The 23,282-nt window shown below is 62.0% G+C and carries 12 protein-coding genes and 2 pseudogenes; 2 read left to right on the top strand and 12 right to left on the bottom strand.

Annotated elements, in window-relative coordinates; translation table 11 throughout:
• Positions 1-70 precede the first annotated feature (70 nt).
• On the bottom strand, positions 71-793 hold the full coding sequence (locus QE444_RS18070) for a Crp/Fnr family transcriptional regulator (protein ID WP_309740513.1): 723 nt from the start codon (positions 791-793) through the stop codon (positions 71-73).
• 2,453 nt (positions 794-3,246) lie between these two features.
• On the opposite strand from QE444_RS18070, the gene QE444_RS18065 reads away from it, so the two are divergent.
• Positions 3,247-3,918, top strand: a complete 672-nt coding sequence (locus QE444_RS18065) for a hypothetical protein (RefSeq protein ID WP_309740511.1) — start codon at positions 3,247-3,249, stop codon at positions 3,916-3,918.
• A gap of 1,393 nt (positions 3,919-5,311) precedes the next feature.
• On the opposite strand, the pseudogene QE444_RS18060 reads toward QE444_RS18065, so the two are convergent.
• From QE444_RS18060 to QE444_RS18035, 6 genes and pseudogenes are all read right to left on the bottom strand, one after another.
• A pseudogene (locus QE444_RS18060) lies at positions 5,312-5,518 on the bottom strand (Crp/Fnr family transcriptional regulator); the annotation flags it as partial.
• Positions 5,519-5,556: 38 nt separating this feature from the next.
• Entirely contained in the window at positions 5,557-5,757 is a 201-nt protein-coding gene (locus tag QE444_RS18055) for a hypothetical protein (protein WP_133861203.1), read from the bottom strand.
• A 248-nt stretch (positions 5,758-6,005) separates the two neighbouring features.
• Positions 6,006-14,564, bottom strand: a complete 8,559-nt coding sequence (locus QE444_RS18050) for a GH36-type glycosyl hydrolase domain-containing protein (RefSeq protein ID WP_309742029.1) — start codon at positions 14,562-14,564, stop codon at positions 6,006-6,008.
• Between the two features lie 841 nt (positions 14,565-15,405).
• Positions 15,406-16,059: a thioredoxin domain-containing protein gene (locus QE444_RS18045; protein ID WP_309740509.1), complete on the bottom strand. Its 654-nt coding sequence runs from the start codon at positions 16,057-16,059 to the stop codon at positions 15,406-15,408.
• A gap of 32 nt (positions 16,060-16,091) precedes the next feature.
• Positions 16,092-16,403 carry a hypothetical protein gene (locus QE444_RS18040; RefSeq protein ID WP_309740507.1) on the bottom strand — a complete coding sequence of 104 codons (312 nt, stop codon included), beginning with the start codon at positions 16,401-16,403 and terminating at the stop codon, positions 16,092-16,094.
• Positions 16,400-19,358, bottom strand: a pseudogene (locus tag QE444_RS18035) (conjugative transfer ATPase). The gene QE444_RS18040 and the pseudogene QE444_RS18035 overlap by 4 nt, the downstream one beginning before the upstream one ends.
• Between QE444_RS18035 and QE444_RS18030 the strand changes: the two are divergent.
• Positions 19,302-19,430, top strand: a complete 129-nt coding sequence (locus QE444_RS18030; RefSeq protein WP_309742058.1) for a hypothetical protein — start codon at positions 19,302-19,304, stop codon at positions 19,428-19,430. The pseudogene QE444_RS18035 and the gene QE444_RS18030 overlap by 57 nt on opposite strands.
• On the opposite strand, the gene QE444_RS18025 is transcribed toward QE444_RS18030, so the two are convergent.
• From QE444_RS18025 to QE444_RS18005, 5 genes are read right to left on the bottom strand one after another with little or no spacing between them, the layout of a single operon-like run.
• The gene (locus QE444_RS18025) at positions 19,424-19,870 is read right to left on the bottom strand and encodes a TIGR03751 family conjugal transfer lipoprotein (protein WP_309740505.1); all 447 of its coding nucleotides are present in this window, start codon (positions 19,868-19,870) and stop codon (positions 19,424-19,426) included. The genes QE444_RS18030 and QE444_RS18025 overlap by 7 nt on opposite strands.
• Positions 19,848-21,362 (bottom strand): TIGR03752 family integrating conjugative element protein, encoded by a 1,515-nt coding sequence (locus QE444_RS18020; RefSeq protein ID WP_309740504.1) that lies wholly within the window; start codon positions 21,360-21,362, stop codon positions 19,848-19,850. The genes QE444_RS18025 and QE444_RS18020 overlap by 23 nt, the downstream gene beginning before the upstream one ends.
• Positions 21,346-22,251 carry a TIGR03749 family integrating conjugative element protein gene (locus QE444_RS18015; protein ID WP_309740502.1) on the bottom strand — a complete coding sequence of 302 codons (906 nt, stop codon included), beginning with the start codon at positions 22,249-22,251 and terminating at the stop codon, positions 21,346-21,348. The genes QE444_RS18020 and QE444_RS18015 overlap by 17 nt, the downstream gene beginning before the upstream one ends.
• Positions 22,248-22,904, bottom strand: a complete 657-nt coding sequence (locus tag QE444_RS18010) for a PFL_4703 family integrating conjugative element protein (RefSeq protein WP_309740499.1) — start codon at positions 22,902-22,904, stop codon at positions 22,248-22,250. The genes QE444_RS18015 and QE444_RS18010 overlap by 4 nt, the downstream gene beginning before the upstream one ends.
• The gene (locus QE444_RS18005; protein ID WP_309740497.1) at positions 22,901-23,281 is read right to left on the bottom strand and encodes a TIGR03750 family conjugal transfer protein; all 381 of its coding nucleotides are present in this window, start codon (positions 23,279-23,281) and stop codon (positions 22,901-22,903) included. Before QE444_RS18005 ends, QE444_RS18010 begins: the two co-directional genes overlap by 4 nt.
• Between the last annotated feature and the right edge of the window lies 1 nt (position 23,282).

Here is a 23,282-nt window from a genome sequence, read left to right as displayed (position 1 = left end):
GATGTTCGATGGGCTTTTTTGCCTAAAGGCATGTTGACGATCCAATCACGCTGCAAGGGCTGTACGTGTCTTAACTGCGTATCGGCAGATATGACAGCAGGCGATCGGTTTCCTTTTTCACTACGTCATAGCATTCGCAACTCAGCTGTTCGAGTTGCTTACGGTCGAGTACCGTGATGTGCCCGCGGCTGTATTCGATAACGCCTCGGCGCTGCAGTTTGCCCGCGGCTTCGGTGACCCCTTCGCGACGTACGCCGAGCATGTTGGCGATCAATTCCTGGGTCATGTTCAGCTGATTGCCAGGCAGACGATCCAGCGACAATAACAGCCAACGACACAGCTGCTGGTCTATCGAATGGTGGCGGTTGCAGACCGCGGTTTGCGACATTTGGGTGATCAGTGCCTGGGTATATCGCAGCATCAGCACCAGCATGTCACCATGTCGATCGAATTCTTCCGTCAGGCGCTGCCCTTGCAGCCGATACGCATAGCCGCCGCTCTGTACCACGGCACGGCTAGGTGTGCTCTCGCCGCCCATGAATAACGAGATGCCCACCAAGCCTTCATTACCCACCACGGCAATTTCCGCCGAGGCGCCGTTTTCCATCACGTTGAGCAGCGAAACGATCGAGTCGGTGGGGAAGTAGACGTAGCGTACGGACTCCCCAGATTCATAGAGCACCTGACCCAGCGCCAGATGGACGAGCTCCAGCTGCGAAGATAGCCGTTGCTGGACGTCTTCAGGTAGAGCAGCCAACAAGCTATTGCGCTGCGGCTTGGAGTCTTCGGGCATGGCTTCTCTTCGGCAGTGCGGTCGGATTGAGCCGTCACTATACGCCTGGCGTCACCCACGCATGCTCCCTTGGCCTCAGGTGCTGCTGGGACGGCTCGCCGTATTGGCGATGTTAATCAGGTTTTGACCGCGGGCGTGTGCAGACTTGTAGCGATCCAGCTCGCTGCGCGACGCCTCGAGGAAGGTGACGGTTACAGAGTCCGCCGGCCTTACGTTGTGCCTGGTGGCCCGGATAATATTGCCCGGATTTTTGGAACGACGAAATAGGCGAGCATAACGGCTTCCTCGTGGCTGTATGAGCTATCTTGCTGTGTGGCTCGCAAAAGGCGAAGTGAGACACGTCCGATGCCTTCGCTCAGCATCTTGCAAGACCCGTTAAACACTGCTGCAAGGAAATCTACTCTTCGGGCCTAGACCCACTGGAGGATTCTTTCAAAGGATGCCTAATCACCGTTTATATCTGTACCGGTACGCCCCTGTTCAAGTGGTGTCAGGATGGCTGCGCTAACGACCAAACCCAGCCAAGCTGTTGATGCTGATTTAGGTGGTAGGTAACGATAGAGGGAAGTGATCCAAGGCTTCCTGGAGATGAGTCCACTTGGAATGAGCGGTGCGGCCAAGCATGGGTTTGGCCTCGAACAGGGCCGTCTACGATAGGAAGCGCTTTATAGGGGTCACGCCCGACGAGAGAGTCCGTCATCTTCATGCACTCCTTGGTATATAGGTCTGGACCGTTGGTACGAGTCCATGCAAGACAAAACTCTTGTTCTTTGCTGAGTTTGCCTGCGTCAGCGAGAGCTTGCTCAAGATCGGTTTGAACCTAGAGCTTGAGGTCAGCGGCGTGAGCGATTTGAAGTGTTTCAGCAAAACGATTGGCCAAATCCGCTTCCAAGTTGGTGAGCCTGAGCTGAAACCGTACCGTAAGGACCATGATCACCTCCTGTGCGTCTATTCCCAATACGGTAGTGAGTATCCCACGACAAACTACTCTAGCGGCAGCGATAGCTGTAGGATTCAGCATGCCCGGGCAGCGCCTCCGCGGGTACGCAATCTACCAAGGATCAAATAGGAAAAACGGCGAAAATACAATGACGAGCGTTCCTGCAACTGCGATGAACAGCAGGACACCAACGTAGGCGATGTTTTTTCTCGATCTCAAGATTTTCCGTGCCACAACTCCCCGACTTCACGGATTTCACTCCTGGCTTTTCCTTAGACTGCTCATTATCTCTTTTTCCTTCCATGGCCGACCGGTGGGTCTCGCGCCTACCTTAGCAATCAGCGCCGAGATGAAGGTCACGCTAGTCAGCAGCAAAGTCGTCCGTGGATGCAGACCGAGAACTATGGACGCTGTCTTCGCGCCGGCTATGCCTTATGTGCGTTCCAGAGCGGGAGTACACGACCCTCGGTGTGGAAGTCCTGCCGCTCCAGGCCGTCCTGCTAGTTATCGACGACTTAGGCGCCAGTCGTGAAAACGACTTCGAGCGTATGAGCATCTTTGAAGTTGTGAACAAGCGCTACGAGGAGATGAAGCCGACTGTCCCTCTCGGTTGCCAAGTTCGAGGCGAGCGTAGGGGAACGCGCTTCTGACCGGCTCCGCGCGGGTGGCGGCTTCGTCCTGTTCGAGTGGGAAAGCGCTCGCCGAGGTGCCGCAGGAAGGCCTACTGGTTCGTTCTGTTCTCTGGCCGACCGCCGTTCGCAAAGGTCGGCGCCCAAGTAACCCTCGACGATGCGCTGACCTCGGCTCGCATCATCTGGCCGGAGGCCGACGTAGCATGATGTTCACCAAGCAAAAGATGACCGAAGCCCGCCGCCTGACCTATGACCAGGGATTCAATCGTGGCTCCGTCACGGACCCCTAGATTCAGCAGACCGAGGCTCATATCCACTTCCGCGAGCAGGAGCTGGCCCAGTCGGTGAAGCGCGAGCGCAATGCGCCGGCACCGGCACCGGCACCGGCACCACGCCGCTCGATCGGCGACCTTTTGGTCGATGGCGATGAAGGGTAAGACACTTAGCGCCGCAGAGAAGCGCTTTCATAATGCTGTGTCCAGCCTGGGCTGCATCGTACGTCGGCTGGATGGCCGCCTGAACCTACTCGTGAGCATCCGCCTGCTACCGCTGCGCGCTGGCCGCCATCATGATTGAACCGGCATGCCCGGCTTGATTGCCATCCACCCTTGTAATCGCCGATTCGAGAACCGTTACGGTGCCCAAGACAAGCTGCTGCAGCACTGCTATGGGCTGCTGGCCAAAGCGGGTGCTGCATGACCGCCGCCCTCATGCCCTGAGCCCCGCCGTGCTAGTCGTGCCCAAAGACCCGCCGGAACGACAGGGAAGCCATTGAGCAAAAACAACTATTCGACTCGCTCTACCTGCAGTACCCGAAAGAGTCGAAACTGATATATCACGTCCCTAAGGGCTCCAAACGATACGCCACTACGGCAAAGAAGTTGCAGGGGCAGGGCGTAACGGTCGGCATTCCGGATATCTGCATCGATCTAGCGCGCTGCGGCTATTTCGGTACGCGGATTGAGTTCAAGCTGAACCGTGTGCACAAGAGCCCTGTTTCCCCGGCGCAGCATGAGACGCTGCACCATCTGAGCGAAGCAGGTTTCTTGGCTCGGGTCTGCGTTGGCTTTGAGGATGCGCCTAGCCATCACCGCTTATTTGCGCCTGTCCAGAATCGAGGTCATCCAGTGATCACTATTCAGCACACAATCCACGACATAGCCGCCCAGATTTTGGGGCGGTCCCTAGTCGTTCTGCCAAGCCACCTCGATAAGGCGCACGTAGCTGCTCCTGATAACGCTCAGGAGCTTGTCGACGAAGTACACGCTATTGCTGCGCTTCGCATGGGTACTGCTACGGACGATGAGCTGCTCCGAAGGTACCGCGTACTGGAGGAGCAGCGCAGCCAATGCTTCGTCCGTATATCTACCGCCCAGGGTCAGCGCTCTGGTCGAGATCAGGGTGATCGGTTCCTGTCTGGGAAAGACAGCAGCACCATCGACAGAGCGGCGCAGGAAAAAAACCAGCGTGACATGTCACGCGCCCAGAGCGAGAAGGCCCTGATCACTGATGAGATCGACCGAAGGGCCAATGCGCAAGTAGCACGGCGCTGACCTCACTCGGGAGGCAAAGCCGATTTCGCGTTGCATGATAGGTCACAGGCGAGGCGTCACCAAAGGCGTCATCTACGAGCGGGCGTGCAACGCCTGTGCTGGTACCGGCTGGGTTGACTACACCCCTGGCCAGGTGCTGCCCGCAGAGGATCTGGTCTTCACCCTGAGCCACCGCCTCCTGCACTTGGAACAGCTGCTGGCCACCCTGCAGTGGATTCAGCACGACGAATCGAGCAACCGCCGCGGCCCGCATGGCACGCATTGCACCGGAGACTCACCATAAGCTACTACTGTGACACCCTGAGTGCAGTCGTCCGCTGCCTGTCCGCCCAGATCATCGACAACACCAACAAGCAGGCCTGACATAAGCTCTATGACGCCGGCTACCTGGAAGTGCAATCTGGCAGCCGCCTTAGCCCGCAGGAGCAGCGCGACTTGGACTGCCTGCTGCACGCTCCGCTGCACCGCCAGCTATCTTCCCTGGACTGGACTGGTGGCCAAGTACAGCACGGGCAAGGCACGCAAGGTCGATGTCATGGATTCCTGATCCCGCGCACTTAGTCACCATCGCCACGGCTGTTTGTATGGAAGGCGGTCACCGCCTGGGCGATCCCTGAGCTACGCGGGGTAGAATGACGCCGATCCACAGACATAGTCGTCTTGCTCAAAGCATTCTACTGCACGAATATCTGGGACCCGGATGCACGCCCCGAGCAGACGTGCTGCCGGTGGTACGGTGGCATCGGTAAGCGCTGCGAGGATCTAGTGACCCAGGCGCTTAGTCGTACTAACACCGTGGTAACAGAAGAAGGGTTACTGGGTCATATTGCCGCTCGACGGTAGCGAGCGCTTGAGCAATTATTTCCCTATCTTGCCAATTTTGTGCGTAAAGAAGATGCTGACGACTTTGAAGCCCGGCCACTGAGTCGGGCTTTTTTATGCCTGCTCTAAAACAAAAGCCGCGCGAATGTGCGCGGCTTTTGCGTATCTGGAGGGGAAAGAGGTTACCACCGACGGTGTTACGAGCCCTGCCGGCGGCCACTAACCTGCAGGTGTAGTGTAAAAGTCGGAGAAAAACTCGTAGTGAGCTGCCTGAGTCGCTTGCTTACGGTAGTGGCGAGCAGAATTGGATTGGCGGTGGTGGCAATCATTCTATCGGCGCTGCCTTCAGTGTTCTCACCGTGCCGACTTCGAGCACGTAATCAGGGAAGCGTCTTCGTTAGGCAGATCCATGCTGATGAAGGCGAGCTGAGCTTATTCGAATCAAAATTCAAGACCGAGACTGCAACTGCTGGCCAAATGCGTGTTTCTTTCCGGGCTGCCCCGGATGAGGACGCGCAACCGGATGTGACTTTGAATGCCGCGACTCCTATCGGTGCTCGTATTCAGTGCTGCGCTCGAGTACCGTGATGTGCCCGCGGCTGTATTCGATAACGCCCTGGCGCTGCAGTTTCCCCGCGGTCTCGGTGATCTCTTCTCGACGTACGCCGAGCATGTTAGCGATCAATTCCTGGGTCATGTTCAGCTGATCGCCAGGCAGACGATCCAGCGACAATAACAGCCAACGACACAGCTGCTGGTCTATCGAATGGTGGCGGTTCTATACACCTGGCGTCACCCACGAATGCTCCCTTGGTGTCAGGTGCTGCTGGGATGGCTCGCCGTATCGGCGATGTTGATCAGGTCCTGGCCGCGTGCGTGTGCAGACTCGTAGCTAGCCAGTTCGCTGGGCAACGCCTCGAGGAAGGTGACGGTTGCGGAGTCCGCTGGCCTGACGTCGCGCCTGGTGACCCGAATGATGTTTCCCGAACTTTTTGAAACGACGAAGTAAGCAAGCATAACGGCTTCCTCATGGGTGTATGAGCGATGTTGCTGTGTAGTGCCCTTCTGGGAGTTCGCGAGGCAGGTCGCCGTGCTTTTGTTCGTAGACCAGACCAGCCGCTCGTTCAGATGGCCCTGTCCCAGTCGTGAATATCAGGGATATCCTTGCATGATGCGGCTTTTCGCCGGTCCTGCGTCGTCAAGTCCTGTCCCTCTGTCTCGCGCGCTGCTGCGAAGGGCTCGGAGCGCTCTGGCATTGCGCAGCTCTAGTTGTCCGGCCAGCGCACATCGACCTGATGCTCCAGGCCATCGTCGATCAAATCGATGCTGTCGCCTTGCACCATCGTGCCGTCCATTTGAATGGTCGGCCGGGGCAGGTCACCGCGGGAAAGCGCAATGCGGTAGAGGGTGGTGCCGAACCGGTACTCCATGCTGAAGGTCGCCCACTCTGCCGGCAGCACCGGGCGGATGCGCAACTGGCTGCCGCTGCGTTGCACGCCGAGGAGCGACTCGACGATCAGCTGATACATCCAGCCGGCCGAGCCGGTGTACCAGCTCCAACCGCCCCGTCCTTCGTGGGGCGGCATGCCATAGACATCGGCAGCCACGACATAGGGCTCGACCTTGTAGATGGCGGTGGCATCTTTCCCGTGGCCGACTGGATTGATCATCCGCAGTAGCTCCCATGCCCGGCCACTGTCTCCCAACTCGGCAAACGCCATGCCCGCCCACACCGCCGCATGGGTGTACTGCCCACCGTTCTCGCGAACACCGGGTACATAGCCCTTGATGTAGCCAGGATCGAGTACACCCTGGTCGAAGGGCGGATCAAGCAGCTGCACTAAGCCGAGATCACGACGCATGAGGTGCTGCTCCAGAGACGCCATGGCCGCGCGTTGGCGCGGCTCCGACGCCGCGCCTGACAGCACCGACCAGCTCTGGGCGATGGAGTCGATGCGGCATTCATCATTGCTGGCCGAGCCCAGAGGCCTGCCATCATCGAAGTAGGCGCGGCGATACCAGTCTCCGTCCCACGCGTGCGCATCGAGGCTGAGGCGCAACGTCTCGGCCTCTTCTTTGCAGCGCTTGGCAAAGGCGGCATCGTCATGGAGCAGGGCGGTTGTGGCGAAGCGGCGGAGCACGTCGTAGCCAAAGAAACCGAGCCAGACGCTTTCACCCTTGCCCCCTTCGCCGACGCGATTCATGCCATCGTTCCAGTCGCCGTCACCCATCAGCGGCAAGCCGTGAGCGCCACGCGCCAAGCTATGCTCGATAGCCCTCACGCAATGCTGGTACAGCGTCTCTCGTAAAGGGGAGCGGGTCGGCAGGTCGTAATAGGACTGTTCACCATTGTTCAGCGCGCGTCCTTCCAGGTAACCCACGCTTTCCAAGAGGACACTGGCATCACCTGTGACCTTGACGTAGCGGCTGGTCGCCCAGGCCAGCCAGAGATAGTCGTCGGAGCAGCGGGTACGCACACCCCGATCCAGGGGCGGGTGCCACCAATGCTGCACGTCGCCTTCGATAAATTGATGGGCAGCACACAGCAGCAGGTGCTGGCGAACCGCGGCCGGGTCGGCGTGCAGCATAGCCATGCTGTCCTGCAACTGATCGCGGAAACCGAACGCCCCGCCGGATTGGTAATAGCCACTGCGGGCCCAGAAGCGGCAGGCGATCACCTGATACATCAGCCAGCCATTGACCAGTACGTCCACGGCCGGCTCCGGCGTAGTGATCTGCAGCTTGCCCAGCGTGTCGTGCCAGTGCTCGCGGACGCATTGCAATTCCGCTTCTGCAGTGACGTTGCCCCGCATGCGTAGCACCAGATGCGATGCCGAGGTGGCATCCTGCGCCGCGCCGAGCCGGAAGGTGACGCTGCGCTTCTCGCCAGGAGCCAGTTGCATATCCACCCGTAGGGCAGCGCAAGGATCGAGCCCTGGGCCGCTGCGCCCGGACAGGTGGGGCTGAGCCATCGCTGCCGGCGCCGCGAGATGTCCGTTGCGGCCGATGAAGTCACAGCGGCCGGCGGTACTGCTGGCGATCGGCATATCGACATCGAAGAAGGCCACCCGGCCTGGGAACTCGATGGAGTAGCTGTTGCGTGCCAGGAGCGCGCCGCTGTTCGGGTCGGCCTCGCTGACCACGTGCATGCAGGATTTCTCGCGAAGGTCTCCGAGGACCCAGGCCACGTAGCCGGTGATCGACAGTCGCCGGGGTCGATCTGAAGTGTTATGGATTTTCAGGTGTGAGAACTTGACCGGATCCTGTAACGATACGTAGACCCACAGTTCGCTGCGAATACCGTCTTCTTCGTGTTCGAACACGCTATAGCCAAAGCCGTGCCGGGTCACGTAGGTACCCTTGCCAGGGCGGGGCAAGGGCGTGGGCGACCAGTAGTGGCCGCTGTCTTCGTCGCGTAGGTAGAAGGTCTCGTCGCCTGGGTCGCTGACCGGATCATTGCGCCATGGGGTCAGGCGGAATTCGTGGGCATTTTCATACCAGGTGTAGGCGTTGCCACTTTCCGATATCACGCTGCCGAAGTTGGGGTTTGCCAGCACGTTCACCCAGGGCGCTGGCGTGCGCTGTCCAGCATGCGAGTGAATGACGTATTCCTTGCCATCGGCGCTGAAGCCGCCATGGGGGTTGCCGAGGATCAGGGACGCACCGTCCAGCGGAGTCGCAGCCGTCGGAACGACGCTGGGCAATAGCTTGGCATCGAAAGCCGGTAGCCTCGGTTCCGCGCGGCGCCGGTGGACCTGTTCGGCGAGACTGCCGCGCTCGTCGCTGAGCACCAGGTGAGCGACCGCCAGCATCAGCACACGATCCTCATGGGAGAGCTGTTGCGCCGGCCGGACGAAGATGCCACCTGGCCGATCGATCAAGTGCGCCTCGCTGCCCGAGGTGACCAGCTCCATGATCGAATCCTGCAGTTCCTGACGATAACCCGCTTGGTCTTCGTTCCAGATCACCAAGTCGACACTGAGCCCTTTGTGTCGCCAGTAGGCGTGAGCCTGCACCAGCTTGCGCACCAGATCGATATGGATAGCCGTGGAAATCTGCAGCAGCACTATGGGTCGGTCGCCCGAGATCGCCTGGCCCCAGAGGCCGCTTTGATTGCGCTGATTGGCCGCGAGGATATTCGGTGCGGCCCGCAGTGAGGGATTGGTATAGATGATGGACGCAGCCATCTGCTCGAACAACCGCGCCTCGGCGTGGGAGGTGTTGAGCTGGCGCAGCAGCACCTGGCTGTGGGTCCAGCTCAGGTCGAAGACGCGATCAGCGAGGCGGCGGTCGCGGTATTTGTTGATCAGCTGGAGGCAACCCTCACGGTTGTCGCTCACGCCGGTCACCAGATCGATGGTGGCGATCTGGCCTGGATCGAAGGTGATCCGGCAGCGGATGGCCACGATGGGATCGATCACCGCGCCGGCGGTACCGGAAAGCGCCTCGGCATCCATGGCGGCAGGGTGCGTCAAATTGCGCCCACGACCGATGAAGCGGGCTCGATCGGTTTCGTAGGAGATCGCCGCGATGTCCGCATTGTGGACCGCCAGCAGGTGACACAACCACGGCACCTTTTCATCACTGGAGCGTGGCCGCCGGCTACACAGGATGGCCTGCAGCGGGGTGAGCAGTTCGCTTTGCACGAATAGCTTGCTGAAGGCCGGGTGCAAGGCGTCGCTCAAGGCGGGGGCCAGGACCACTTCCGCGTAGCTGGTAAGCTCCAGGGTTCGGCGCCGTCCACTGCGATTGCTGATGTGCAGGCGCCGTAACTCGATGTCGTCTTCCGGCGAAACGACAATTTCGGTATGGACATCGAAATCACGTTCGCGGACCCGAAACTCGGCCCTGGCATCGGTGAAGATTGCCTCGAAGCCCTCCGTCCTGCGTAAGGTGGGCTGGTGCGCCGAGGACCAGAAATCGCCGCTGTCCACATCGCGGAGGTAACAGAAGGTGCCGGTGTCGTCGCAGGTGATGTCTTCCTGCCAACGCGTGACGGCCAGGTTGTCGCGGCGGCTGTAGCCGCCGCCGGCATTACTGATCATCACATGGTAGCGGCCGTTGGAAAGCAACTGCACGGCCGGGTGCCGCCGGCAAGGATCGGTGTAGACCCGCAGCTTGTTTTCACTGGCGCGGGAGACCTGGCCTTCCAGCGCGGCATTGGCGGTGTGCAGGTACTGCGCGGCACTTCTAGGCGCCCGCTCCTGCAGCAGCAGGGACGTGGCCTGGAACTGCGGATTGGCTTCGAAGCGACGCTGCATGGGCCGCTGGCGCAAGACATGGGTCAGTGACAGCAGGCTCATGCCCTGGTGGTGCGCCATGAACGACTGGATGAGTCCGGCGTGCTGCCCTGGAGGGAGGCGGGCGCTGGTGAAGTCGATGGCTTCATACAGGCCATAGCGGCCAGCCATGCCCATGCCGGCCAGGCGTTGGAGATTCTTGCATGCGGCTTCTGGCGCCACCATCAGCGCCAGAACCGAGGCATAGGGTGCCATCACCAGGTCTTCGCCCAGCCCGCGCTTGAGACCGAGCCCGGGCACGCCGAAGGCCCGGTACTGGTAGTTGAGTTGCGCGTCCAGGGTGCTGTAGCCGGACTCGGATACGCCCCATGGCAGGCCCAGTTGCTGGCCGTATTCGATCTGTCTCGCCACGGCCGCGCGGCAGGTCTGGTCGAGCAGGGTGCCGGCATAGGTGGGCATGACCAGCATCGGCATCAGGTACTCGAACATCGAGCCGGTCCAGGACAGCAACACGGGATTGCCGCCGTTGCTCGTCAGCAGCCGGCCGAGGGTGAACCAGCTTTCCTGTGGCAGTTGGCCCTGCGCGATGGCCAGGAAACTGGTCAGACGTGCTTCCGATGCCAGGAGATCGTAGTAGCCGCCGTCCAGGCGTTGTTCCTCGACGTTGTAGCCAATGGTCAGCAGCTCGCGTTGCGGGTTGTAGAGAAAGGTGAAGTCCATGTCGGCCAGGTCGGCAGTGATATCCGCCAGGCGCAGCGCGGTGCCGATGCGCTCCTTGGCCTGGGCGATCACCGCCCGTACCCGAGGCTGTTCGTCGATGGGCCACTGCGTGACCTCCAGCTGCGCCAGCTCATGCCAACTGGCTGATGCCAGGGGGGATCCAGGGAGGGTAAGGCTGGCCACCTCGCCGTGGAGATCCTGGCATTGCGCAAACAGCGCCTGGCGCCAGTAGTCGGCTTCGGGAGCCACTTCCAGTGCGGGTTTCAGAGCTTCGGCCCAAACAATGAGGCGCTGCAGGACGGTACTGATCTCGTGCAGACCTTCAAGCGTGTGGGCGGACGCCAATTCGCTAAGCGCACCGTCGAGCAGGTGCTCATCCAGTTCGCTCGCCCGTACTGCCTCTCGCAGTACGGCAAGGCAGTCCGCCAGGCCATTGCACCAATCTGCGCTGAGCAGTGGCGCGTGCGGCAATTCATAAAGCCCGGAGCGCAGCGTCAGTAGCAGGCCAGCCAGATTGCCGCTGTCCACCGTAGACACGTAACGCGGTGGCAGCGGTTGCAGCGTCTGGGTGTCGTACCAGTTGTAGAAGTGGCGGCGATGACGCTCCAGCCGCGACATGCTGGCCAGGGCCTTGTCCAGTCGTGTGAGCAGGCGACCGCCGCTCAAGTAGGCGAAGTCATGGGCGGCCAGGTGGGACAGCAGCGCCATGCCCATGTTGGTTGGTGAGGTTCGGTGTGCGATCACCGACGTTGGTTGCTCCTGAATGTTGTCCGGTGGCAACCAGTTATCGCCAGGGCCCACATGATCGTCGAAGAAGGCCCAGGTCTTGCGCGTCAGGGCGCGCAGAAATTGCTGGTCTGCGGGTGACGGCGTGAATACCGAGGGGTCACTTGGCTGGCTCAACCGATAGGCGACGGCCGGTGCCAGCAGCCAGGCCAGCAGGAAAGGCGTTGCGCATGCCAAGGCCCAGAGATCACCCAGTAGCAGCGCGGCGACGACACTCGCCAGCAATGGCGCGATCCACATCAGCCGATACAGGCCCGACAGGTCGTTGCGGCTGCTGCGCTCCACTTCGCGGGACGAATTCCATTGCAGCAGATGGCGGCGACTGATGGTCAGGCGCCACAGCGTGCGACCGATGGCATCCAGGCTGCTGAAGGCTTCGAAGGGAAGCCACACCAGGCTCAGCAGCGCCCGCGTGAACTGCTGGGTCGCACTGCGAAGGACCACCTTCAGGTGCTGACCGAGCTGGATGTCCGGGGCTTTGTGTAGCAGCTCCAGCGAGGCGCTGATCAGGGGGTGGGTGATCACCAGCAGCAGTACACCCAGGCTCCATTCCAGTGGATGAGGGCTGGCGAACCACCCCCATAGCAGTACCCCGAGAAAGGCGGCCGGCTCCAGGCTACGACGCAGGTTGTCGATGATCTTCCAATAGGCCAGGTGCGTCAGCCGATTCGGCTCCAGACCACCATCGGATTTCGGGGTCCAGGGCATCAGCCACGGCAGTAACTGCCAGTCACCGCGGATCCAGCGATGACGGCGTTTGGCATCGGCGCTGTAGCGCGCCGGATGCTCTTCATAGAGTTGTACATCGCTGATCAGACCAGAGTGGGCATAGCAGCCTTCGATGAGGTCGTGGCTAAGAATACGGTTTTCGGGAAAGCGGTCCTGCAGGGCATGTTCGAAGGCGTCCACGGCATAGATCCCTTTGCCGATGAAGGAGCCATTGCCGAACATGTCCTGATAGACGTCGGAGACGGAACGGGTATAGGGGTCCACGCCCGCGTCGCTGCCGAACAACTGAGCGTAGGAGGAGCGGGCGATGCTTGGCAGGCTGATGCCGACACGGGGTTGCAGGATCGCGTAGCCGCTGGTGATGCGTTTCTGGCGCCCATCGAAGCGCGGCTGGTTGAGCGGGTGGCAGATCGCCCCCAGGAGCTGCCGCGCCACCTCGCGCGGCAGCTGGGTGTCGGTATCCAGCGTGATGACGTAGCTGATCCTGGGCAAGGCGGAGAGGTTGCCGACCACCAGCGAGAAGCATCCAGCGCCATGCCCACGTAGCAGTGCATTGAGGTCCGCTATCTTGCCGCGCTTGCGCTCATGGCCTATCCAGCGCTGTTCGGTAGGATTCCAGCGCCGTGGGCGATGCAGCAGGAAGAACCGCGCCGCGCCGGTTTCCGGGTACTTCAGGTTCAGGGCTTCGATAGCCTGGCTCGCGTAGTGCAGCACCCCCGCGTCACTCTCGAGGACTTCGCTCTGGGCATCCATGAAATCGGTGAGCAGGGCGAAATGCAGGTTGGCGTCGCGGTTGGCGAGAAAGCGTACCTCCATGCCATCGATCAGCTCTTCCACATCCTGAACGCTGCCGATCAGGGTTGGCACCACGACCAGGGTGCGTGCATCGGAGGGAATACCGGCACTGAAATCCAGGCGGGGCAGGATGTCCGGTCGCAGCGTCAGGGTCGCCAGGCGGTTGACCAGCGCGATGGCCAGCTGGCTGGTCATTACCATTATCGGCCCGCCAAGCAGCAGTATCGTCCAGAGTCCCCAGCCGTCCGCTTTCGACCCGGTGAAGAAAGGCCAGGCCAACAGCAGGCTGAGCGCCAGAACGGGCACGACAAAGAACGCCATGGGCGCGCCACGCAGTATCCTGCGGCAGCGCTCCACCAGGGAGCGTCGGGCACCCAGCTGTATTTCCAGGGTGGCCAGCCCCGCGCCCACCAGGTAGAAACCGACGTGCTTCTGCACTGGATCCTGTTCGGCTGCGGCGTCGCAGAGCCCGATGGCCGCCTGCGCGATGTCAATCTCGGAAGACGAGCAACTGCGCGCCAGGCGCTCGATGGCGTGGCGGTAGTGATCGCGAGTGGCGAAATCCATGCGGCTGTAAATGTCGGCCGGGTCCTTGGCCAGCACCTGTTCGACCCCGCTCAGGCGTTCGACGAACTCGCGCCAGTCCACCGCCGATAGCAGCCGCAAGCTGTTGATGCTGTTGCTGATCGACACCTGCTCCGTAGCCTGCAGTTGGCCATCGAGATGAATCAGGCGTTCGACACCCTGGCCGGACTCCGCCAGGGCCTGTTCGATCCAGGTCATGGGTAGCACCAGTGACGTGCTCTGGCCCTGCAAGCGTCGGGAGAGCTCCGCAACGAAGGCGCTGGTCATCGGCGGTGCGGAGCGCGCAAGATCGGCTACCAGCAGCACGACGCTCTTGGCGTCGTGCTCCGCCGTCGAAATGAAACGGTCTGCCCAGTCATCGGCGAGGTTGCGATCGGTCCAGCTGGCCATTACCTGCGACGCGACACGTCGAAGATTTTCGATCAACGCCAGGCGCAACATGATGGGAATGGCCCACAGCTCGCCCAGGGTCAGGGGCGTCACCGTTTGATAAGCGGTGACGAAACGACTCAGACTCTCGCTGTCGACGCGGCCGTCGCCATGGGAGATGGTTTCCAGCGCGATGTCATACACCCGCGGAAAGGTGCGCGAGGGGCCGTCTTCCAGACCGGGCAGCTCACGGCAGTAACCTTTGGGCAGGTGTTTCTGAGCGGTGCGTATCTGCTCCTCGACCAGATAGAAATTGTCGAGTAGCCAGGCGGCCGCTGGCGTGGCGCGTTGACTGGACAGTGCGGCCACGGCCATCGCCTGGCCGCTGCTGGCCAGTACGGCGGCATTCTCGGCAAGGCGATGAAGCAGGGCGTCCGAGGTGGTATGGGTGCTCAGCTGATGTTGTCGGGCGAGATGAGCGCCGTGGGCCGCCATCTGCTCAAGACTGAACAGTTCCGCGCGCAAGGCCGGCTCATACTGGAAGGTGCGCGGTGCGGGATGCCACAGCCGTTGGATTGCTCGAAGCCATTGCCTATCCATGTTTTCCTTAGCATTCAGCGCGAAACGTAGACAACGACGCGGAGATGCCTTTCGCACTATTGCCGCGGGCACGACAGCTTGAGGGGATGCCCATTCAGTGTGGAAGTCTGGATATGGGGCGTCTGTCTGCTGGCACACATAGCGTTGGGTCTTGATGGCGGTTTGTGAGGTACGGCGCGCCCTGTCAGTTGGACGACCTTTTAGAAGTCGCCATTGCCAGTGGCCAGGTGGAGCTTCTTCGCGCTGCTAGCCGTTAACTGCCCTCCGCCAACGGCTGTTTGGGTCGTAAACCGACATCTGCTTCAGGTGAGGTGTCTCAATGCTGCCAATGCATTGCCTACGGCGAGCTGATGCAGCTTCTTTTCCTCTCGGCGTCCCTGCCAGTAGCTCGGCGTTCGGCATATCGCATCGCGAGGGCTGTATCCCCACGGCGAAGTGCAGCCATTACCTGTTCATCCGCGATGTCACGAAAAAGGGTGAAGAGCAATCGCTCGGCCGACTCCATCGCTTCGCGTTCACTGCCGTATGACTCTTGATGCTCATAGACGCCCACTCGGAACAGCCAATGGTTACTCGATCCCTGGGTGGCTCGTGCCAGCTTGGATCGGCAAAAGTGCGCTGCCGGCTTCAAACACGATCCTGGGCTTCGGTAACTCACTGGTCACACGGTGTAGAGGGGTATCAGCGGGATTGCTCATCGGAGTTGCCTGGCATTGGAGAGCGGTGATGCGGGGTATCGCGGCGTTGCATCTCGGCATCGATCATCCGCAGAAGATGGATGAGGCGGCTGTTGAGCCGCCGTAGCGTCCGATCGGACAGACTGGCAAGCCACGGAGGGATGTCATTGGCGCTGCTGCGCATCCGCACCTCCCTGACTCGCCAGCCAGTCCATTGCCGATAGCATGCCGGCATCGTCCAGCAGGGATGGGAGCCGAATCGTACGACCAGACCGATTGTCCCGGAGCTCGAGGGTTGGGGTGGCCTCGATCCGCTTCTGCGCTGCGGTTGCGGTCTGCTCAGCGACTATCCGGCGCACGGTCGTGTTGTCCTGGATGCACGCCTGCAGGTGCTGCAGCGATACGGCTGGTTGCAGACCGAGCTGATCAATCGGCACTGCCAGGCCGGCGCCGTTGCCGCGGCTGTGCTGGTAGACGGCTTCGACCGCCTGCCAGAACACCGAATTACCGCCCAGCCAACCGGCGCAGGTGACCAGGCGTGCTTCCTGCTGCGCTGCTTCGCCGTGCATGGGCAGCGGCAGGTGATGCCACTGCCAGTTCAGCGCTTCGTGCCGATCAATCAGCTGCTTGACCTGCGGGTAGGCTTCCTTGCAGTAAGGGCATTCCAGGTCGCCGTACTCGATCAGCGTGAAGCGGGCTTTGGCAGCCCCATAGATGAAGGTCGGTGGCTCAGGAGTAACTCGTGGCTCTACTGCTGCGAGCCATCCAAAGAGGTGCCATAGGACATAGAACAACACGGCCAGCAGTATGAGAGCCATTGCCGCTGGTTGCCGAGATATAGCTCCCCTAATCATGCCGAAGCCTCATGGGCAGAAGGCTGATCGAGTTGCCGGCCCAGCACGTCGCGATGCAGCACCTCCAGCAGCGCCTGTTGTGCGTCATCCGGCTGCGGATGCTTGGTCAGCCAGTCCTTGAGCGCCGTGTCGAGTTGGGCCTCGATCTCACGGCGATCCACCGCGCGTGATTTCACTGCCTGCAGGTTGCTGATCAAGACCGGTGCGCAGATCTGCAGGGCGGTGAGCGTCTCCGGCAGGTGCGGCTGCCGAAGCAAGCCGGTCAGGCTGTCGATGAGGTCCTGAGTGAATTGGTCCATCACTCTCATCTCCGGGCTCCTCGAGCCGGTGCAGGTGGCAGCTTTAAGGGGTAGGGTTCGATCCCCCGTAGCCGGTCCAAACGGGCGGCGACGGCCAGCGCGGCGCCCAGCTCGTCGGTGCCGAGCTCTTCCATCAGCTGGGCGCGCTCCGCCTTCTCCTCAGGCTCCGTCATAGCCAGCGCCAGATAGAGACTGGGCGGCACCGCGCGGAAGAGCGTCTCCATGGACTTGGAGAGCACCACGCCTTCGGTATAGGCGCCGCTCTGCTTGCGCGCCGACAGCATCAGTTCCTTCTGGGCGGTACTCAGATTGCGGAATTTGGAGATCTTCTCGACTTCATCCGGCGGCATGTTCAGGCAGATCCACCACTCGATCATGTTGAGCATCGGCGCGCCGGAAACCGGGATGTCATCAATGTTCTGGGTCGCCAGCCAGAACCAGGCGCCGAGCTTCCGCCACATCTTGGTGATCTTCATCGCATAGGGCAGCAGCAGCGGGTGCTTGGTGATGATGTGGCCTTCGTCGGTCAGCTTGATCAGCGGCCGGCCCTTGTACTGGTCGCGCTCAGCGATGTTGTTGATCGAGTTCAGCAGGGAGATGTAGGCGATGCCGAGCTGCGCCTGGTAGCCCTCGCGGGCATAGGTGGCAAAGTCCACCACGGTCAGGTCAGCCTCTGGCCAGGGCGTGCCGGGGCGGTTGAACATCTCGCCATCGGCGCCCATGCAGAACATCTCCATGGCTTCGGCCATCTCCTGCAGACGCTCCCGGCGCGGCGCAGGCAGGCGTTCGTCACGTGAGGCTTCGCTCAGTGCGTCGCGCACGTCCTGGGTGAGCACCGTTTTCTCAGCCTTGGAGCAGGCCTTGGCGGCGTTGATGATGGCGTGTCGGATGGCCGCGCGGTCGGCTCGTGTCATGCGGGCGTCTTCTTTTTCTTCGCCGCCGGTGATCATCAGGCGAGCCACGATCTCCATCTCGCCGAGCACGTCGCGTTGATCGTCCTCCAGGTCGGGCTTCGGGCTGCTGACCTTGTCTGAGGCGTCGAGGTCCTCGGCATCGAGCACGGCCACGTGAGCCGGATCCTCGGCCAGACGGATCGCGTCGGCGAAGGGCGCCAGGCTGACGCCAGCGCCGGGAACCAGGCGGACCTTATGGACGGTCAGGCCGAGACGCTGGGCAAAGTCCGCTAGCAGTCCAAAGCTGTTACCGGCTTCGGCCACGAAGATGCGCGGCCGGTAGATGGCCAGCCACTGGATCAAGAGGTTGTTGAGCGTCGCCGATTTGCCAGCACCGGTAGGACCGAAAACGAAGCCGTGCGCATTCATCTGCCGATCGAGCTTACTGAGTGGATCGAAGGTCAGCGGACTGCCACCGCGGTTGAATTGAGTGATACCCGGATGTCCCGTTCCGGTCGAGCGGCCCCAGATGGGCGCCAGGTTGGCGACATGCTGAACCAGCATGAGCTGGGTGTACCACTGCAGCGCCCGCGGTTGGTTGGGATCGAAGTTGCCGGGCAGCCAGCGCAGGTAGCTGTTGAGTGCAGCCACCTCATCCTCAGGCCGCACAGGCTCGATACCGGCACTGGTCAGGGTGTTGGTCAGGTGGTTGCAGCGCTGCTCCAGCTCCTGCTCGTCTTTACCCCGGACGTAGAAAGCTACGCTGCCTTGGTAGAGCTTGTGCTTACGCCCGATCAGCTGACGGGCGTCCTTGATGGCCTCACGGGTCAGGGCGGAAGCCTGGTTGTCGCCGACGGCTTTCTTGTGCAAGTTGTTGAGGTGGGCTTCGAGCGTGTCTTGGGGCGTGGCTACCAGCGTGATGGCCAGCACGGTGTCCTCGGGCATCTCATCGAAAAGGGCATGCAGGGCGTCGCCAAAGGTGCGCTCGCCGGTCATGTGGCCGGTCCTCGGGGCAGTACGCAGCCGATCCAGCATCACCACACGATGAGGTTGGCCATCGAAGAACCACAGGCCCTTCTGCGCATTCGAGCGAGGCTCGCGGTACATCAGGCACTGGGAGAAATCGGTCCCGCTGGCCAGGAAGGGAATCGTGCCTTCGGCCAGCAACTCGTCCTGGTCGAAGGCGCTGTTGACCACCTCGAAGAACCGCTGCTGGTCCTTGGCCGAGGTGCCCAGGTGATCCGGGCACGGATTGAACCACTGCAGGAGCCAGTGGCGAATGGCGCGCTCGTCCATGCGGTGAGCCGTCACGCCGGCGTTGCGTAGCGCGCCGGTCAGCCGGCTGCAGATGTTCGCAAGGTAGGCGGCAGGTGCCTGCCCCCTGACCAGACCGTCGCCGATGCTGCGGCGGGAAACGACCATCCGCACCCGCCGATGCTGACCACGCCAGGGCAGGTGGGATACGGCCGTGTCTTTGAACAGACCGCCAGGCTTGGCGATGGCATGCAGGTGGTGCTTCATCAGGCTCTGATAAAGCTGAGTGAATTCGGAGCCGCGCGCCCGTGGCTGGATGTAGTTGGCCAGCTCGGTGAGATAGCCGTCGAACTGGATCTCGTCGAAGGTATAGAACTGGATGACCCAGGGACTCTGCTCCAGCTCATCGAAGGCGTCTTGCAGGGCGTTCTCCAGGGCGTCGCGGGCCTGGCGAAGCCAATTGGCTTCGCGGCCCTCGGTGCCGATCGGCACCAGGTCGAAAAAGGCGGCCAGCGACTTGCCGTCTTCCAGAAGCATCGCCTGGTGTTCGGGCAGGTATTCGACCCAGGGCAGCAGGTTGGTGAAGCTGGGATTGACGTCGTAGAGCCTGGCCACATCTGCCACGGTCGCCGCGTTTTTCCTTGCCGGTCATCCAGGCACCTGGCTCAGGGATACCGTGCGCTCTTAGACGATCCAGGTAGCGCTGGTAGGCGGCTTCCTCGTCGACCTCGAGGGCGCGGGTGGCCCGGATGGATTCAGGATGAATGACTGGCTCAGTGTTATCAGCTGGCTCATCAAGCGCTTGCTGGCTTTCCACCAGCGCTGGCTCAGCAGTCGAAGTCTTGGGGGTCTTCTTGCCACGCAGGCGTTCGAAAATGCCCATCAGTAGTTCTCCACCCGCTCACCGGGCATGGCGTACTGCACACGCTGGTAGAGCGGGAAAACGGTGGTGTAGCCGGGGATGGGAGCGGGGTCGGAGCCGGCCAGGTGCGGGAAGACGTACATGACCAGGTCCGGATTGGGCAGGCGCTTGAACTGGCTGTAGATCTCGTTCTGCGCGGTGCGCGAATAGCCGGCGTTGTCCGCCAGCGGCCGAGCCTGGCTCGTGTCCACCGGACGGCGCAGCTCTGCCCGGGCATCGACCAGTTGGCGACCCTGGCTGCTGCCGACCGAACCGGTGGTACCGGCATTCCAGACGTCCATCATGGTCTGGTCGCCATGGGGGAGCATCTTCTCCTTGTCGACCGCGCAGCCGCTGGCCAGCAGGGCCAGGGCCAGTACAGCCGCTATCTGAAGTCGTGTGCGATTAATCGAGGGCAGCCGAGGCATGGCGAGCTCCTGTCCGATAGTCGACCTTGCGGCCCTTGAGTTCGTAGTCGATGGCCAGCTCCTGGTCGAGGTGGATGGCCACCTTCGCCCCGGGCTGCACGTACACGGCGGCAAAGGCCTGGCCGTAGAGCTTGTTCACCCAGGTGGAGATGTCGCTGACGCCCTGGTTCAGGATCTTGCCCATGGCTTCGTTGCCGGACATGCCGCTCGTGCCGATGGTGCCGTTCGGGGTCTGGACGTAGCTTGAGGTCGTGCCGTCGTTCTTGATCAGCGAGGCGGCGCCGGCGCCGGCAGCGGTGATGAGGGCCTGAGAGCCGATGTACTGGGCGGCGTTGCTGCGTCGCTCGCCGGCGATGCACGGGATGCCGTAGGGATCGCTGATCCAGCCCATGCCACCCTGAACCGCGGCAGGCTGGCCATTGGTGGAGGCGTTCTGGTTGTTCTGTCCGTTGCTCTGCTGACCAGCGTTTTCCTGGGGCGCCGGCAGGGTACGCACGGTGCCGTCGGTGAAGACGAAGGTCATGCTGCGGATCTGGCCGCGCACGCAAGACAGCGTCCAGTCACCCGAGGCCGTCCCGCTTACGACGGCGCCGGCGACGTCGGGCAGGTCGATGCCGTTGGCGGTCAGGTTGTCGGGGCCGATCAGGATCTTGAAGGGGTAGGGGTCGTTGACCGTGCCGTCAACCGGTACGCGGCCCACCAGGGCGGTCATGGACACCGAACCCATCAGCGTCGAGTTCTGCGGCAGGGTGTAGACCTTGCGGACCTTCTTGCGGGACGGCTCATCGCCCCCCATACCATCGGCTGCGCGCTGAGCGCCACCGGAGGCAGCGTCCAAGGTCTTCTGGCCAGCGGCGCCGAAGGCGGTCGGGAAGGCGAACCCGCTGGCGGCCTGGCCGCTGCCGGCAGCAAGGGGCTTGCCATTGGCGTCGACTGCGGTGCCATCCTGCGGCTCGATCCAGACGAGATCCGAGCCACCTTTCTTGAACTGATTGCCTTCCCCAGGAGCGATGCCAAGTCCGATGGGCATGTCGGCGCTGGAGCCGGTACCACTGCCCGTCTGGTTACCCATCTGCGACAGGGTGTTGAGCTGCTTCTGCAGACCATCGAACAGACCCTGCGTCTGCTTCTGCTGGTTCTCCAGGCTCTGGTTGATGCCCGCCTGGACGCGACTATCGACCGTGGCGTTGATATTGTTCAGCTGAGCCTTGAGAGCGTCGTTCTCCCGCTTGGCCTCCTCGTTGTCCCTCAAGGCCTTGCTCATCTGCTCTTTGAGCTGCCGGCTCTCGACGACGATGGTGCGCAAGGTGTCGTTTGCCGTGTCGCCCTCGATCCCCAGCGCCTTGGCCTGCTCAGGTGTGAGCTGGGCGGACTGTGGCTGTTCGGGCGTTTGAGGCTTGCCCTTACCGAGTAGGGTCACGCCGACATAGACCACCAGGGCCAGAACCCCCAGCAGCGCATACTTGAGGAGTGGATTACTTCTGAGCTGCATGGCGGGCCTCCGTGGTGACGCGAGGATCTGCAGCGCCCAGGCTGGGCAGCAGTGACTGACCAAGGCCATGATCCCGGGTGACCAGGTAGAGCACGGTGGTGTCGCTGGCATCGCCCCGGGCGCCGAGGTAGGGGTGCTGGAAGGTCGCGGTGGCGAAGTCGCCCATGAGTTCACGCGGATCCAGGGCCAGGCGCTGGCCGGTCTGGTTGCGCAGCTTCACGGCAGTTACCCAGTGATCATCCAGGTGCCAGGCGCCCAGCTGACTGGCCTCAACCGGCAGCGACGGCAGCAGCGTCGACAGGTCCAGGCGCTTGTCGATCCTGACCTGGGCGACGCCGTCGACCGGCTCCACGGTGCGCAGCGGCGCATAGAGCATTTGGGCGGCGTAGCGGGTGAGCACGACAGGAATTGGCGTCTCCCGCTTGGGAGGGGCTGGCTCGTCTTCATCCTCATCGATTTGCCGGCTTGCCTTGGCCGACGACTTGGGAGCGGCCGCTACCGCCTGACCATAGCGGGCCGGGGTCGTGTCACCTGGAACGATCTTGATCGGCTCAAGCGCAGCCTGGCCTTCCTGGGCCGGCGTTGCGGCGATGTCGACCAGCATGATCTCGCCGGTGGCCGCATTCTGCAGCTGCAGGCGGCTGGGCTCGATCGGGTCTTTGGCCCGGAGATAGATCGCCCCGCCGGTGCTTTGCACCCTGAGTTTGTCAGCGATGGCGGGAGGGACGCCGACCCGAACGTTGGCATCAACGAATAGGATTCGCTCCTGGCCCACCACGAGCGGGATGGCCAGGGGAACACGCTCCCACTTGCGGATCTCGATGGCCTGGGCAAGGCTGCTCAGCAGCAGGCCGCCCAGCACCAGGGCGAGGGAGGGGCGGTATCTCATGGTGTACCTCGAGCTTTGACTTCGACGCCGGCCTCGATCCGCTGCGGCTGACCGCTGTAGCAGTCCCACTTCATGCCCCAGGGGTTCTTCTCGGGATCGACGTCGGATCTGACGATATGGAGCGGGTAGCGCGTGAGCGCCGTCTTGACCTTCTCGCCACCCAGGTACTCGTTCGCAACGACATCGAGCATGACCGTCCACTCGCTGTTGCCGAGCACCTGGACGCGGCGGGTGGGGTCGTCGCCGTAGCCTGATCCGGGGATCTCCGCGACGTTGCGCACGCGCTTGCGCAGCTCGCCGCTGTTGCGTTTGAGCGCTTCGTCCCCCTCCAGATAGGCCTTGCAAGAAGGGGTGATGAAGGGGGTCAAGCGGACGATGTTGTCGCTGTAGTTCTTCTCGCCATCAGCTGGCCAGCTGTTCATCTGCTGGAAGATGTAGAAGGCGTAGGAATAGACCGACTCGGGAGGGATCTCCCACCAGGGGCGTGTGCTCCCGGAACGCAGGTCCGGTGGCACGTGCACGGTCAGATCCTTGGGCGCGCTGTACCAGCCGTAGCCGTTCCAGATCGCGATGCCACTGACCAGGCCCAGGGCAAGGCGCAGGGTGGTGATATGCGCCCGCTGCGAATCGGACAGCTTCCACGCGCGGCTCATAGCCCCACCATCCGCTTGCAGGTCCAGGCACCACTGCGGATGACCAGGCGGCGACCCGCCAGTCCCCAATGCGCGAGGCGCCAATCGACTTGGCGCCAGAGCCAGGTTTCCGGGTGGCCGCGCTTCCAACGGCGCAGGATCCGTCCTGCGGATACCAGGCCCAGGGCGCCACACGCCAGGGCGGCGAAGATCGGCATGGCCGGTGTAACGAAGAAAGCAAACGGGATGCCCACTGCGAATCCAAATGCAGCACAGATGCCGACCGTGGCGAACATCTCGTCCGTGGTCAGGCCGCCGACGACGACGGGTTGGGTGTTGAGGCGATTCGGCAAAAAGCGAAGGGTGCCGTCCTCATGCAAGTCCTGGGTAATGTCCATC

Origin of the sequence: Pseudomonas sp. SORGH_AS_0199 (assembly GCF_031453735.1) — a bacterium.
Taxonomy (GTDB): Bacteria; Pseudomonadota; Gammaproteobacteria; order Pseudomonadales; family Pseudomonadaceae; genus Chryseomonas; species Chryseomonas aestiva.
This window is presented reverse-complemented; position numbering and strand designations above follow the sequence as displayed.

Excerpts from the sequence above, each read along its gene's own strand:
- QE444_RS18070 (WP_309740513.1), bottom strand. The coding sequence starts at position 793 with ATGCCCGAAGACTCCAAGCCGCAGCGCAATAGCTTGTTGGCTGCTCTA.
- QE444_RS18055 (WP_133861203.1), bottom strand. The coding sequence starts at position 5,757 with ATGCTTGCTTACTTCGTCGTTTCAAAAAGTTCGGGAAACATCATTCGG.
- QE444_RS18050 (WP_309742029.1), bottom strand. The coding sequence starts at position 14,564 with ATGGATAGGCAATGGCTTCGAGCAATCCAACGGCTGTGGCATCCCGCA.
- QE444_RS18045 (WP_309740509.1), bottom strand. The coding sequence starts at position 16,059 with ATGGCTCTCATACTGCTGGCCGTGTTGTTCTATGTCCTATGGCACCTC.
- QE444_RS18040 (WP_309740507.1), bottom strand. The coding sequence starts at position 16,403 with ATGAGAGTGATGGACCAATTCACTCAGGACCTCATCGACAGCCTGACC.
- QE444_RS18030 (WP_309742058.1), top strand. The coding sequence starts at position 19,302 with ATGAATGACTGGCTCAGTGTTATCAGCTGGCTCATCAAGCGCTTGCTG.
- QE444_RS18025 (WP_309740505.1), bottom strand. The coding sequence starts at position 19,870 with ATGCCTCGGCTGCCCTCGATTAATCGCACACGACTTCAGATAGCGGCT.
- QE444_RS18020 (WP_309740504.1), bottom strand. The coding sequence starts at position 21,362 with ATGCAGCTCAGAAGTAATCCACTCCTCAAGTATGCGCTGCTGGGGGTT.
- QE444_RS18015 (WP_309740502.1), bottom strand. The coding sequence starts at position 22,251 with ATGAGATACCGCCCCTCCCTCGCCCTGGTGCTGGGCGGCCTGCTGCTG.
- QE444_RS18010 (WP_309740499.1), bottom strand. The coding sequence starts at position 22,904 with ATGAGCCGCGCGTGGAAGCTGTCCGATTCGCAGCGGGCGCATATCACC.
- QE444_RS18005 (WP_309740497.1), bottom strand. The coding sequence starts at position 23,281 with ATGGACATTACCCAGGACTTGCATGAGGACGGCACCCTTCGCTTTTTG.